Origin of the sequence: Coprococcus sp. AF51-11b1 (assembly GCF_027682785.1) — a bacterium.
GTDB lineage: Bacteria > Bacillota > Clostridia > Lachnospirales > Lachnospiraceae > Allocoprococcus > Allocoprococcus comes.
The window spans coordinates 123157-135903 of sequence record NZ_JAQCZB010000008.1 but is presented as its reverse complement, the minus strand read 5'-3'; the positions used below and the strand labels follow the sequence as shown (position 1 = coordinate 135903).

Below are 12747 nucleotides of genomic sequence, written 5' to 3'. Positions count from 1 at the left end.
CTTCAGTAAATGAATTATTCCTGATCAAGTATGGACTGAATTTGTTTCATTAATTGCTCGTAGTTTGATTGATCATCGATTCCGCCCATGAAAGGTTCGCCAACGATATTTCCGTCTTTATCTACGAGAACTGTTGTCGGGAATGCCATAATGTTTCCTGCATATTTTCCAACTGTTGAATCGGAGTCGAAAGTCAGGTTTTTGTAGGAAGCTCCCTTGGCCTTCAAGATTTCTTTCGCTTCTTTGATACCATCCTGATTATCATCTAATGTATCTGTATTGATACCAACAACTTCACCGCCCATTTTCTTAATTGTATCATTTAATTCATTCAGTTTAGAAAGTTCTTCAACGCAAGGCTTGCATCCACTGAACCAGAAGTTTACAACCGTAACTTTATTTTTGGCGAAAAGGCTTTCATCTACATCGTTACCATCCAGGTCTTTCCCTTTGAAACCGTGAAACACACCTGTAGAGTCATCTGTGCCGGAGGAACTACTGCCGGAAGGATCAGCTGCGGCAATTTCTTTTTCAAGTTTTGCAATTTCTTCTTCAATACCGCGGATCGTTTCAATGTCTTTACTCAGAGTAGCATATTCTTCTTCGGAAAAAGAATCTTTGTTTGATTCTATTATATTTGCAAGAAAGTCCGCATAGTTTTCATTCTTGGTATCATCGTCAACGTTCTTGCTCATAAAGCCAAATGCTTTGTCCCACACATCTTTGTGATCTGCAAAGATCTGGTTTTCCTGTTGGTAAAGGTCATTCAGCTTTTCATTCAGATCACCCGAACTGCTTGAATCTGTTGTGGAAGTATCTTCCTGCTTTGAGCTTTCAGTTGTTGCGGAACCGGATGAAGTTTTGCAACCTGTGAATGCAAAAAGAATGAAAACGGCAAGAGATGCCGCAATTACTTTTTTTAATTTCATTGAGTTTGTTCTACTTGTTTTGTTTTTCATGATTTTTAATCTCCTTTTGAATATCATTTGATTCATTTTTGCTTATTTATTGTCAGCCTGTTTCTTGCCTGAAAATCCGTAATGATAGCAGATCGCATTTGTCGGACAGGCTTTCATACATGCTCCACATCGGATACATTCCGGGTGATCCGGTGTGTCTACTACATTTACATCCATTTTACAGGCATGGCTGCATTTTTGACAGTTAACACATTTTTCAGGATCCACCTTAATCTTAAGTAATGATATTTTGTTAAACAGCGAGTAGATGGCACCAAGCGGGCAAATCCACTTACAGAATGGGCGGTAAAACAAAATGCTTAAGATGATTACAAGTACAAGGATTGTAAACTTAAACGTAAATAAGTGTCCGAGTGCCGCGCGGATTCCCGAATTAACAAGTGCCAGTGGAATTGCACCTTCAAGTACGCCTTGTGGACATATGTATTTGCAGAAGAATGGATCGCCCATCCCCAGCGAATTAGTCACAAATGCCGGAAGCAGTATAACAAAAACGGCCAGAACCGCGTATTTCAGATACCGCAGGGGTTTTAGTTTTGCAGTAGACAGTTTCTTACCCGGAATTTTATGCAACAAATCCTGAAACCATCCAAACGGACAGAGAAAACCGCAGATAAATCGTCCTAACAGAACTCCCAGCAAGATAAAGAATCCGGTGATGTAGTAGGTGAACTTGAATTTTGATGAACCGACTACAGCCTGGAAAGCTCCAATCGGACAGGCACCTGTAGCAGCCGGGCAAGAGTAGCAGTTCAGTCCGGGTACACATATTGTTTTTACCTTTCCCTGATAAATTTTCCCTTTAAACAGATTCGGAATATGAAGATTGGTCAGCAGTGTTGCAGCTGCCTGAAACCATCCGCGGAAACGAACCAGGAAGTTCTTGTTTGATTTTAATTTCTTATCCAATTCCGACACACTCCATACATAATTTTATTGCCTTACTGAGTACAGTTGCAGCTTCTCCACGGTAAATCCCGACAAGGAAAAATACAAGACCGGCTGCAAGTAAAAAAATTTGTGTTGCTTTTTCTGATTTCATTAAGATACCACTTGTTACTGTAAATAGTAACTGCTCCTTTCAATGTTATTGCTCAAAGTCGGCTTATTGACCGTTCAGTGACTACATTATATAATATGGGATGTAAATTTCCTGTTAAGAAAATGGAGAAAAGTAAATTGAGATTATTAGTTGTTGAAGATGAAAAGAAATTATGTGATATGATCGCGAAAAGTCTGCATCTGGCAGGTTATGAGGTGGACATGTGTAATGACGGAGAGCAGGCACTGGAGATGATCTATGCGGAACTGTATGACCTGATCGTGCTTGATCTTAACCTGCCCGGGGTGGATGGGATGGAGATCCTTCGGGAACTTCGCAAAGAAAATGAAGAGACAAAAGTATTGATCCTGTCTGCGAGAAGTCAGATCGCAGATAAGGTTGAAGGATTGGATTCCGGTGCAAATGATTATATGGAAAAACCATTTCACCTGCAGGAGCTGGAAGCGCGCGTGAGAAGCCTGACAAGGAGAAAATTTATACAAAAAAATATCTGTCTGGAATGCGGAAAACTTCGATTTGATACGAGAGAAAGGGTTGCATATGCAGACGATAACCCGGTTGCGTTGACGAGAAAAGAAAATGGGATTTTAGAATATCTCCTTTTAAATCAGGGAAGACCGGTCAGTCAGGAAGAACTAATCGAGCATGTCTGGGATTCTTCTGTGGATAGTTTTAGCGGTTCCATCCGAGTGCATATGTCTTCTTTGAGAAAAAAACTGAAAGCAGGACTCGGATATGATCCAATCGTGAACAAAATCGGTGAGGGTTATAAGATAGGGGGAAATAGCAAAGCATGAAGAAAATATCACTCCAGTGGAAATTAACACTTCTTACAACCGTGTTGATCACCATATTATGCGGATGTCTTACCTTTTTCTTATATAAAAACGGAGTCTATTATTTCGATACGCTTCAGGAGTCTATCACGGATCAGGGCACAGAGCCGGAATCGGTGTACATTGATATTCCGGATAATGAGTGGGATGACTTTGTGGCACAGTTTTCCATGAAGGTTTATAACTCCAAATCAGATTATAGAAGCAGAAGCCTTCTGATTACTGCTATTGTAGCGCTGTTTGGCGGCGCAGCGACTTATTTTATCAGTGGACGGGCATTGAAACCACTCAGGAAATTTTCAGAGACAGTGGAAAAAGTTCAGGCACAGAATCTGAAAGATTATACGATCGAAGAGAATAAGATTGCAGAGCTGGACAGACTTCGCATATCTTACAATAAGATGCTTATACGGCTTTCAGAATCATTCGAGACGCAGCGCCAGTTTACGGGAAATGCAGCACATGAGTTACGTACTCCACTGGCTTTAATCCAGGCACAACTGGATCTATACCATACAACAGAACATCCGGAGAGTACCGCAGTGGCAGAAGAGACAATTCAGATGGTAACGGAGCAGAATGAACGTCTTAGCAAGTTGGTCCGAACGCTTTTGGATATGAGCGAATTACAGACCGTATCGCGAAATGACAGAATTGAGCTCCATAGTCTGATCGAGGAAGTGCTGACAGATCTGGAACCGCTGGCACAGGAAAAAAAGGTTGAACTGATACAGAAGTCACAGGGAGCAGGAGCAAAGGCAGATGAAGAATTGTTTTTGACAGGGAGTGATATTCTGATTTACAGAATGCTATATAATCTTGTGGAAAATGCGATTAAATATAATCGGGAAAATGGATCCGTTACGGTATCGGCAATAAGGGAGAAGAACGAAGTTGTTCTGACGGTTTCGGATACAGGAAATGGAATTGATGAAGCATTCAGGGAGCAGATCTTCGAACCGTTCTTCCGGGTAGATAAGTCAAGAAGCCGGGAACTCGGAGGTGTGGGGCTTGGCCTTGCGATGGTGCGAGAAGTTGTGCGGGTTCATGACGGAACGATTGAAGTTTATACAAATAAGCATAGCGGAACGACATTTGAAGTGAAAATGGGTATAGGGGCAAACTTTGAAAAAGCAGTATAATCGAAAAACAATTCGCAAATCGATCATACTGATGTTTATCGCTTCCACCTGCCAGAACAAGGAGAATCCGTCTTACAATTCACTTACCGTATCAAAAATAAACTAAGGATTATTATTTTTGATACGGTTTAAATTATTTCAGACAGACATCCATAAAATCCTGTACCACCGCCGTCGGCTTCCGCCCCTTCTGCCAGATCAGAAGGATCTTCGTCACCAGATCCGGTTCATCAAGCACTTGACAAGTCAGCCCTTCGCAAAGCGGCTCCATGGACTGTGGGAAGATCGCCGTGGCAAGCCCTTCCTTCACCCAGAGGGTAGCGCCCCTGGCATCATCACACAGACAGAACACCTCCGGAACCAGATTCTGCGTGTGAAATGCATCCATAATCAGCTTTTCATAGCGCCGGTAGAGAATTAACGGTCTGTGGACTAAATCTTCAAGAATGAGCGATTTTCGTCCTTCTGAAGGCATCTCCGGATTGGAGACAGCGATCATCGGCTCCGAATGCAGGACTGCGGACTCCACATCATCCAGCCGGAGCGGCGTGCGGACAACCGAAATATCGATGATCCCTTCCTGAAGATAATCATATAACGTATACGTGATCCCGTCGTGAACCTCAAAATTCACGTCGGGATTTTTCTTTGAAAATTCTGCGATAAACGGCATGACTGTGCCGACCGTCGTCGGCGTGATCCCGATTCTCAGAACCCTTTTTTTACCCGTTTGGGACACCTCAAGCTCTGTCGATCTGGCATAATCCAGAAGGCTCGCCGCACGGTCATACAAAAGCTTACCTGCCGCCGTCAGGATCACCCCTTTATGGGTACGCTCAAACAGCTGCACGTTCAGTTCATTTTCCAACTGCCTGATCTGATAGCTGAGGGGTGGCTGTGACATATTGAGCTTTCTCGCCGCTTCATTAATGCTTCCCGTATTCGCGATTTCCCGGAAATATTCCAGCTGTCTGAGTTCCATTTTCTTTTTTCCCTCCGTTTAGTTATATGATGATACCAGGGTCAAAAGGTCAGAAAGCCGATGCAAGCTTGCTTGCAAGAGGATTTTTGACCTCTTGCCCCGCCAAAAACATGAGTAAGTAGCCATTTTTCAAAGAAAAATGAGCGGATTACGAATGTTTTTGAGGATTGCGAGAGTGCAAAGCACGTAGCAATCTGGTATCAAATAGGTCAAAATACCTTTTTCCACTCACATTGTTATACTTTTTTTTTATTAAGCTGTCATAAAAACAATATTATTCATATTGATGGTAGCGCATTATAATGAGTAGGTCAAGAAAAAACTAAGAAGTAAAGAACAGGAGTGAGTGTGTTTGAAGAAACTTTGGGTTTATCTGAAAGAATACAAGATGGAAAGCATTCTTGCACCATTATTCAAACTGCTGGAAGTCGTATTTGACCTTTTGGTTCCGGTGGTTGTCGCCAAGATCATTGATATTGGTATTGCAAACAATGACCACGGCTACATCGTAAAGATGTTCCTGGTGCTGATCCTCATGGCTGCAGTCGGTCTTAGCTGCAGTTTTACCGCACAGTATTTTGCTGCAAGAGCGAGTGTCGGCTGTGCAACCAATTTAAGACAGGCCGTATTTGACCACATTCAGGGCTTTTCATTTACCGAACTTGATACGATCGGTACGGACACCCTGATCACACGGATGACCGATGATATCAACCAGGTCCAGAACGGCATCAACATGGGACTTCGTCTTCTTCTGAGAAGTCCGTTTATCGTAATCGGTTCGATGATCATGGCATTTACGATCAACTTTAAATGTGCGCTGGTATTCGTTGTGGCGATCCCTCTTTTATTTGTCGGCGTCATTTTCATTATGCTGGTCAGCATCCCGCTTTTTAAAAAAGTGCAGGCTGCCCTGGACCGCGTCACAGGACTTACCCGTGAGAATCTGACAGGTGTCCGCGTGATCCGCGCATTTTGCCGCGAAGAAGAATCGGTAAATGAATTTGAAAAGAGCAACACCGAACTGACCAGGTTAAATGAATTTGTCGGAAGAATTTCCGCCCTGTTAAATCCATTTACCTACGTGTTGATTAACATTGCAACTGTCATCCTGATCGCAAGAGCAGGACTCCAGGTCAATCTCGGAACCATGCATCAGGGACAGGTTGTCGCGCTTTACAACTACATGGCACAGATGATCGTCGAGCTGATCAAGCTGGCTTCCCTGATCATTACACTGAACAAGGCGATGGCATGTGCAGACCGTGTAGCCGGTGTCCTGGATATCAGGACTACCATGCATTATCCGGAAACCCCTTCTGCAAAGGCAGATCCTTCTGCAAATGAAGTCGAATTCGACAAGGTATCCTTCACCTATGCAGGTGCCGGTGCATCAAGCCTTTCTGATATCAGTTTCTCTGTAAAAAAAGGGCAGACAGTCGGTATCATCGGTGGTACCGGATGCGGAAAATCCACTCTGGTCAGCCTGATCTCCCGTTTCTATGATGTAACCTGCGGAACCGTTAAACTGAATGGACGCAATGTAAAAGAGCTCACCAATCAGGAAATCCACGACAAGGTCGGAATCGTACAGCAGCGCTCCGTCCTTTTCAAAGGCAGCATCCGCGATAACATGAAATGGGGCAATGAAAATGCATCTGACTCCGAGATCTGGAATGCACTGAAAGTTGCACAGGCAAAAGAAGTCGTAGAAGGAAAAGACGGACAGCTTGATTTCATGCTCGAGCAGAACGGAAAGAACCTTTCCGGTGGACAGCGTCAGCGTCTTACCATTGCCCGCGCTCTTGTGAAAAAGCCGGAAATCCTGATCCTCGACGACAGCTTAAGCGCACTTGATTTTGCAACTGACGCAGCACTTCGGAAAGCCCTCGCAGGACTGGAAGGAGAGACAACAACCTTCCTGGTATCCCAGAGGGTTGCAGGCATCCGCCAGGCAGACAAGATTTTAGTATTAGATAATGGAGAGCTCGCCGGATCCGGTACACATGATGAACTTATGAAATCCTGCGAAGTTTATCGTGAGATCTATTTCTCACAGTTCCCGGAAGACCGTGCAAAATATGAAAGAGGGGAGATGTAGGTATGAAAAAAGACAGTGTAATGAAAAAGCTTTTTAAATATATCGGAAAATACTGGATCCTCCTGATCCTCAGCATCATCCTTGCCGGAATATCAGTGGTTCTTCAGCTTTATGTGCCGGTTCTCTTCGGTAATACGATCGATGAGATCGTAGCAGCGCACAATGTAAACTTTACCCAGATGTGGCTCTATCTGAAGCAGATTCTTCTGTTCGTAGTGATCGCTGCAGCCGCAATCTGGATCATGAACCTTGTCAATAACCGCATGACCTATCATATTGTACAGGATATCCGATCCCAGGCAATCCGCCACATCCAGAAGCTTCCGCTTTCTTATCTGGACCAGCACAGCACCGGCGATATTGTGAGCCGTATCATTGCTGATACTGATATCCTTTCTGACGGATTACTGCTCGGATTTACCCAGTTATTTTCCGGCGTTGTGACCGTTGTTGTAACCTTGATCTTCATGTTTTCCAAGAACGTGTGGATCACTTTGATGGTCATCCTTCTGACACCACTCAGCTTCCTGGTGGCAAAATTTATTTCCTCACGCTCTTTTACCATGTTTAAAAAGCAGAGTGAAACCCGTGGAAAACAGACTGCTCTGATCGAGGAAATGATCGGAAATCAGAAGGTTGTCAAGGCATTCGGATATGAGGACAAGGCTTCAAAGCGTTTTGATGAGATCAATAAAGAGCTCAAAGAATACAGCCAGAAAGCCGTATTTTACAGCAGCCTTACCAATCCGTCCACCCGTTTCGTAAACAACATTATTTACGCTGCCGTAGCGCTTGCAGGTGCATTCCTGATCCCGCTTGGAGCCCTGACTGTCGGCGGTCTTTCCGTACTGCTTTCTTACGCGAACCAGTACATGAAGCCATTCAACGACATTACATCCGTAATCACGGAAATGCAGAACGCCCTTGCATGTGCGACACGTATCTTTGACCTCTTAGAAGAACCGGAAGAAGTAAACGATTCTTCTGAAGTACTTGAAAAGGTGGATGGAAATGTGGATATCGACCACGTAGATTTCAGCTATGACAAGAGTAAATCTCTGATTGAAGACTTTAACCTTCAGGTTGAACCTGGTATGCGTATTGCGATCGTAGGTCCTACCGGATGCGGAAAAACAACATTTATCAACCTCCTGATGCGCTTCTATGACGTGGATTCCGGAAAAATCTGTATCGACGGTAAACCGATCGATGAGCTTTCCCGACATTCGCTCAGAAAGAGCTTCGGTATGGTGCTTCAGGATACCTGGATCAAATCCGGTACTGTCCGTGAAAATATCAGCTTCGGAAAACCGGATGCCACGGATGAAGAAATCATCCGGGCAGCAAAAGAGGCAAAAAGCTGGGATTTCATCCGCAGACTTCCGCAGGGACTTGATACCGTCCTGCATGAGGACAGCATCAGCCAGGGACAGAAACAGCTCCTGTGTATCACAAGAGTTATGCTCTGTCTGCCGCCAATGCTGATCCTGGACGAAGCGACTTCAAGTATCGATACCCGTACCGAACTGCAGGTACAGGAAGCATTTGATAACCTGATGAAAGGTCGTACAAGCTTTGTCGTTGCACACCGCCTGTCTACGATCCGCAACGCTTCCCTGATCCTCGTCATGAAAGACGGTAAGATCATTGAGCAGGGAACTCATGAAGAACTGCTGAAAGAAGGCGGCTTCTACAGTCATCTGTATAACAGCCAGTTCCAGGCAGTGTCATAAAAGGATAACGGTGCTTGAGCGGATTCGTCGGAAACATCCAAAACAGTTAAGGATGGATTCATGGAAGCACCAGATGGTGAGATTCCATTTGATTAATTCAGAATAAATGGTTGGAGAGGCTGCCCTTTGCCGGGGCATCCTCTTTTCCATTTTACAGAAGAAATCAAAAATTACAGGTATTCGACCTAACGAAATCGTGATATAATGAGCGCAAGAGAGCCAACATGCTTGCATGATTGGCGAACGGCGAATTGGATCATGATAGTTGCGAAGCAACGGTCATGATATAATCAAAATATATTTGAATGAGAAATATGGAGATAGCTTATGGGCGTAAGTTATAACAGATTGTGGAAAATGCTCATAGATAAAAATATGAAGCGGATAGAGATGCAGTACCTCACTGGAATCAGTGGAAATATTCTTGCCCGGATGGGGAAAAATCAGTATGTATCAATGGAGACGATTGAGAAGATCTGCAAGAAGCTAGACTGCACTGTTGATGAGATGATGGAATTTACAGATGATGAGTAACAGGAGGTTAACTTCCCGTTTATCGGGAAGTCGCAGAGAATGAAAAAACGGTATTTGGAGGTATTCACTATGAAAAAGATTATAACCGTAATGCTTTGCATTGTGCTGGTTCTTCTCTTTGCCGGATGCGGAAAAGACGGCGATACATCAAAAGTGGAAATTGATTATGGAACATCTTCCGTTTATTCAAAAGAAGAAATAGACTCTGCCATTGAGATTATAAAAAAGCAGTTCACTTCGTTTGAGGGCTGTGAATTGCATAGCCTTTCTTATATGCCTGATGAAGAATGCAACAATGCAGATAACATTGAATGGATGAACAATTTAAGAACGGATGATAATAAAGAAGCCTTTACGCAATGTATTGCATTTGAAAGCAGTTTCCGTTCGCCGAAAAAAGGTGGCGGTGCATGGGAAGCTAACGAAGAATACACTTGGTCATGGTGGCTTGCACGGAGTGAAGGCGGAGAATGGAATCTGATGACTTGGGGTTATTGATAAGAGTAGAAAATTCCAGTATTATTGACCAAGAAATTAAGGAGGATTCATTATGAGTGAGAAAACAGAGATTACTTTCATGCAAACAAGATTAATCCGGCTTGCTTCAGAAGAGTGGCATTTACCTGTTGAACAGATTATCCACTTGTTTAAAGAAGCAGATGTTCTTGGATATATAGAAAAATGCTATGGGATTTTTCATTGTGAAGGTGATGAAGCTGTGCTTGAAGATATTACTGAATTTTTGCAAAGAAATGGCAAGGTATGATATCATTGCAGGAAAGATTGCGGATGATGCGACAAATGCAACTCTTACAGCCTACCTTGCAGGGGCGTTTGGAACAGCAGGTGATCAGGAAGCAGATGATTTTTGTATTAAACAGTTGCTGCCAAATAAATTAAAAGATCAATATTGCTTCAAAACAGAATCCGCTATTGAGTGTCTGAAATTTGTGAAAGGTGAGAAGATATGGCTGAAGTAACAATTCCAAAAGAAAAACTGGATTATACAATCGACCTTCTTATCGCTATGGTGACAGAAGAAATCGCAGAAGAGACGGGCAAGGACAGAAAAGAGGTATTGACAGATTTTCTATGTTCAAAGACAGGAAAAGCACTGTATGATGAGAAAACAAAACTGTGGTGCAATGGTCCGGCATATATAACCGAATTGTATAGGGAAGAATTAAAGAAATCCTGATATGGAATGTGAGTTTAAATTTATACAACAATGGCGAGCAAAACTTTTATTCCATATAGCGCAACAATTAAATATTTCAAAAACGCTGAGGTCAGCATTTCCTAATCATGGAACAATGACCTCAGTTTTTTATACCAGGAATCGGCATTCATGAATCAGCCGGTTCTTTTTATTTCTCCAGATACGTGTTTTTGTATTCTTCACGAATTGCTTCCGGCACAAGACTTCCGCCTGTTGCCCATGCAATATGTGTCGCATTTTTCATTTTCTCTTCAAGATGATTCTCCTGTAAATATTTACGTGCAGATTCATTCCTTTCAATCTGTATTGGTCCTTCAAAAGAAGCACAAGCACTTGGCTCAAGAAAAATGTTCTCTGTTCCGAGAAGGTCTCTCATGTAATCATATAATTTCCCATCGCGGATAGTAAATTCGCCGCCAAGCAGATTCTTCATTACTCTGCCTACAAATCCAGAAGGACGTCCCACGGCAAGCCCATCTGCATGGGTAAGTCCGGTAAGCCCAATATCCTGTACGGAAATCTCCTGGTTCAGTCCGGTTGCCATTCCGACTAGCATACACGGTGCCTGTGTCGGTTCTATGAAAAAGCAGTGTACATAATCTCCGAACAGCAGCTTAAGTCCAAAGCATACACCACCCGGTGCTCCGCCTACTCCGCAGGGAATATATACAAAGAGCGGATGTTCCTCGTCTACTGCAACATTCTTTTCTTCCAACTGCTTTTGCAGACGTTTTGCCGCTACTGCATAACCAAGAAAGAGTGTTTTTGAATTTTCATCATCCACAAAGTAGCTGTTCGGATCTGCATCAGATAAAGCACGTCCGTTTTTCACCGCTTCACTGTAATCTGACTCATATTCCTTTACTGTTACCCCGTGGCTTCTGAGCAAGTCTTTTTTCCACTGTTTCGCATCTGCTGACATGTGTACGATCACCTGATAGCCAACTGCTGCACTCATGATTCCGATACTCAGTCCAAGGTTTCCGGTGGAACCCACCTGAATGGTATACTTTTTGAAAAACTCTCTGCATTCTTCACTCGCCAGTTTCTCATAATTGTCTTCCAGACTCAAAAACCCATGCTCTAATGCAAGTTCTTCTGTGTGCTTCAAAATCTCATAAATACCGCCGCGTGCCTTGATCGAACCGGCGATTGCCAGATGGCTGTCCTGCTTTAATAATAAGTTTCCTTCCAGATTGCTGTCGTATTTCTCATTCAGCAAATCCTTCATCTTCGGAACCGGTGTCAGAACAGATTCAATGATTCCGTTTCTCTCCTTTGTTTCCGGGAAACATTTCATAATGAACGGTGCAAAACGCTCCAGTCTGCGCTCCGCATCTTCTACATCTTCCATACCAAGTTCGATCTGTTCCATTGCTTCCCCACAAACTGTTTTGTCCGGATTTTTCCAGAACACCTCTTTTTCACTACAGATCTCCTTCAAGATCGGAGTCTTTTCCTCCAGCATTTTCAAATCAACCATTGCTTTCATCCCCCTCTTTCCATGACTTGATTCATATCTATATATTACCTTATTTCTTGTATTATGCCTACCACAAAAAAACTGTCAATCTTAAAAAATAGTGTTATAATTAAAATATGTTTAAAAGAAACGGGGTAATAAACATGGGAAAAGAAAGATATTCTATTTTATTCAGCAGCATGACAGGCAATACAAAGGAACTTGCCGATGCGATCCGCGAAATACTTCCGGAAGAAACTCTCGATTATTTTGGCCTATGTAAAGATGCAGATCCGCAGTCAGAAATACTCTATATCGGCTTCTGGACAGACAAAGGAACTGCTGACGAAGCGACAACCACACTGTTAAAATCACTTAGAAATAAAAAAATCTTCTTATTCGGAACAGCCGGCTTTGGTGGAAGCGAAGAGTATTATCAGAAAGTACTTCACAACGTACGTGAAAATATTGATCCGAGCAATCAGATAGTAGGAGAGTATATGTGCCAGGGCAAGATGCCGATGGCTATGAGAGAACGGTATGTGAAAATGAAAGAAGATCCAAACCACAAACCAAATCTTGATATGTTGATTGAAAACTTTGACAGAGCTTTATCTCATCCGGATAAAGCTGATTTAGAAAAACTTCAAAAATCTGTTTTAAGATAAAAGAAAAACGATACCGCAGAAACTCTT

15 protein-coding genes are annotated in these 12747 nt (G+C 42.9%); 10 read left to right on the top strand and 5 right to left on the bottom strand.

The genetic code is table 11. The features are described 5' to 3' along the window. Positions 1–14 precede the first annotated feature (14 nt). The 3 genes from PGY05_RS09475 to PGY05_RS09465 are packed head-to-tail and all read right to left on the bottom strand — an operon-like array spanning position 15 to position 2022. On the bottom strand, positions 15–959 hold the full coding sequence (locus tag PGY05_RS09475) for a TlpA disulfide reductase family protein (protein WP_270475756.1): 945 nt from the start codon (positions 957–959) through the stop codon (positions 15–17). A gap of 42 nt (positions 960–1001) precedes the next feature. Continuing rightward, positions 1002–1889, bottom strand: coding sequence for a 4Fe-4S binding protein (locus tag PGY05_RS09470; RefSeq protein ID WP_227084778.1), 888 nt, complete (start codon positions 1887–1889; stop codon positions 1002–1004). Next, positions 1882–2022 carry a CD1871A family CXXC motif-containing protein gene (locus PGY05_RS09465; protein ID WP_055155946.1) on the bottom strand — a complete coding sequence of 47 codons (141 nt, stop codon included), beginning with the start codon at positions 2020–2022 and terminating at the stop codon, positions 1882–1884. Before PGY05_RS09465 ends, PGY05_RS09470 begins: the two co-directional genes overlap by 8 nt. Before the next feature lie 122 nt (positions 2023–2144). Between PGY05_RS09465 and PGY05_RS09460 the strand changes: the two genes are divergently transcribed. Continuing rightward, positions 2145–2840 carry a response regulator transcription factor gene (locus PGY05_RS09460; protein WP_227084779.1) on the top strand — a complete coding sequence of 232 codons (696 nt, stop codon included), beginning with the start codon at positions 2145–2147 and terminating at the stop codon, positions 2838–2840. After that, positions 2837–4021, top strand: coding sequence for a sensor histidine kinase (locus PGY05_RS09455; RefSeq protein ID WP_270475755.1), 1185 nt, complete (start codon positions 2837–2839; stop codon positions 4019–4021). Before PGY05_RS09460 ends, PGY05_RS09455 begins: the two co-directional genes overlap by 4 nt. Positions 4022–4154: 133 nt before the next feature. Here the strand turns inward: PGY05_RS09455 and PGY05_RS09450 are convergent, their stop codons facing one another. After that, positions 4155–5003 carry a LysR family transcriptional regulator gene (locus tag PGY05_RS09450; RefSeq protein WP_175306276.1) on the bottom strand — a complete coding sequence of 283 codons (849 nt, stop codon included), beginning with the start codon at positions 5001–5003 and terminating at the stop codon, positions 4155–4157. Positions 5004–5355: 352 nt separating this feature from the next. Between PGY05_RS09450 and PGY05_RS09445 the strand changes: the two genes are divergently transcribed. The 7 genes from PGY05_RS09445 to PGY05_RS09415 all read left to right on the top strand — a co-directional run bounded on the left by PGY05_RS09445 (position 5356) and on the right by PGY05_RS09415 (position 10569). Continuing rightward, the gene (locus PGY05_RS09445; protein WP_008371239.1) at positions 5356–7104 is read left to right on the top strand and encodes an ABC transporter ATP-binding protein; all 1749 of its coding nucleotides are present in this window, start codon (positions 5356–5358) and stop codon (positions 7102–7104) included. Positions 7105–7106: 2 nt separating this feature from the next. After that, positions 7107–8837: an ABC transporter ATP-binding protein gene (locus PGY05_RS09440; RefSeq protein WP_270475754.1), complete on the top strand. Its 1731-nt coding sequence runs from the start codon at positions 7107–7109 to the stop codon at positions 8835–8837. Between the two features lie 327 nt (positions 8838–9164). After that, positions 9165–9371: a helix-turn-helix domain-containing protein gene (locus tag PGY05_RS09435; RefSeq protein WP_005341250.1), complete on the top strand. Its 207-nt coding sequence runs from the start codon at positions 9165–9167 to the stop codon at positions 9369–9371. Between the two features lie 69 nt (positions 9372–9440). Continuing rightward, positions 9441–9869 (top strand): hypothetical protein, encoded by a 429-nt coding sequence (locus tag PGY05_RS09430; protein WP_055248699.1) that lies wholly within the window; start codon positions 9441–9443, stop codon positions 9867–9869. A gap of 52 nt (positions 9870–9921) precedes the next feature. Then, the gene (locus PGY05_RS09425) at positions 9922–10137 is read left to right on the top strand and encodes a DUF3791 domain-containing protein (RefSeq protein WP_055155951.1); all 216 of its coding nucleotides are present in this window, start codon (positions 9922–9924) and stop codon (positions 10135–10137) included. Continuing rightward, positions 10124–10351, top strand: a complete 228-nt coding sequence (locus tag PGY05_RS09420; RefSeq protein ID WP_243861769.1) for a DUF3990 domain-containing protein — start codon at positions 10124–10126, stop codon at positions 10349–10351. The genes PGY05_RS09425 and PGY05_RS09420 overlap by 14 nt, the downstream gene beginning before the upstream one ends. Next, positions 10339–10569, top strand: a complete 231-nt coding sequence (locus PGY05_RS09415; RefSeq protein WP_055155952.1) for a hypothetical protein — start codon at positions 10339–10341, stop codon at positions 10567–10569. The genes PGY05_RS09420 and PGY05_RS09415 overlap by 13 nt, the downstream gene beginning before the upstream one ends. A gap of 169 nt (positions 10570–10738) precedes the next feature. Here PGY05_RS09415 and PGY05_RS09410 read toward each other — a convergent pair whose 3' ends face one another. Beyond that, positions 10739–12073 carry a D-serine ammonia-lyase gene (locus PGY05_RS09410; protein ID WP_055156006.1) on the bottom strand — a complete coding sequence of 445 codons (1335 nt, stop codon included), beginning with the start codon at positions 12071–12073 and terminating at the stop codon, positions 10739–10741. Positions 12074–12216: 143 nt separating this feature from the next. Here PGY05_RS09410 and bilS point away from each other — a divergent pair, with 143 nt between their 5' ends. Then, positions 12217–12720 (top strand): flavodoxin family protein BilS, encoded by a 504-nt coding sequence (bilS, locus tag PGY05_RS09405; RefSeq protein WP_022220512.1) that lies wholly within the window; start codon positions 12217–12219, stop codon positions 12718–12720. Positions 12721–12747 lie beyond the last annotated feature (27 nt).

What these genes read in the sequence shown, in the direction of transcription:
- PGY05_RS09430 (WP_055248699.1), top strand. Translation starts at nt 9,441, where the DNA reads ATGAAAAAGATTATAACCGTAATGCTTTGCATTGTGCTGGTTCTTCTC.
- PGY05_RS09415 (WP_055155952.1), top strand. Translation starts at nt 10,339, where the DNA reads ATGGCTGAAGTAACAATTCCAAAAGAAAAACTGGATTATACAATCGAC.
- PGY05_RS09425 (WP_055155951.1), top strand. Translation starts at nt 9,922, where the DNA reads ATGAGTGAGAAAACAGAGATTACTTTCATGCAAACAAGATTAATCCGG.
- PGY05_RS09465 (WP_055155946.1), bottom strand. Translation starts at nt 2,022, where the DNA reads ATGAAATCAGAAAAAGCAACACAAATTTTTTTACTTGCAGCCGGTCTT.
- PGY05_RS09450 (WP_175306276.1), bottom strand. Translation starts at nt 5,003, where the DNA reads ATGGAACTCAGACAGCTGGAATATTTCCGGGAAATCGCGAATACGGGA.
- PGY05_RS09455 (WP_270475755.1), top strand. Translation starts at nt 2,837, where the DNA reads ATGAAGAAAATATCACTCCAGTGGAAATTAACACTTCTTACAACCGTG.
- PGY05_RS09410 (WP_055156006.1), bottom strand. Translation starts at nt 12,073, where the DNA reads ATGGTTGATTTGAAAATGCTGGAGGAAAAGACTCCGATCTTGAAGGAG.
- PGY05_RS09420 (WP_243861769.1), top strand. Translation starts at nt 10,124, where the DNA reads ATGGCAAGGTATGATATCATTGCAGGAAAGATTGCGGATGATGCGACA.
- PGY05_RS09460 (WP_227084779.1), top strand. Translation starts at nt 2,145, where the DNA reads ATGGAGAAAAGTAAATTGAGATTATTAGTTGTTGAAGATGAAAAGAAA.
- PGY05_RS09475 (WP_270475756.1), bottom strand. Translation starts at nt 959, where the DNA reads ATGAAAAACAAAACAAGTAGAACAAACTCAATGAAATTAAAAAAAGTA.
- PGY05_RS09440 (WP_270475754.1), top strand. Translation starts at nt 7,107, where the DNA reads ATGAAAAAAGACAGTGTAATGAAAAAGCTTTTTAAATATATCGGAAAA.
- bilS (WP_022220512.1), top strand. Translation starts at nt 12,217, where the DNA reads ATGGGAAAAGAAAGATATTCTATTTTATTCAGCAGCATGACAGGCAAT.
- PGY05_RS09435 (WP_005341250.1), top strand. Translation starts at nt 9,165, where the DNA reads ATGGGCGTAAGTTATAACAGATTGTGGAAAATGCTCATAGATAAAAAT.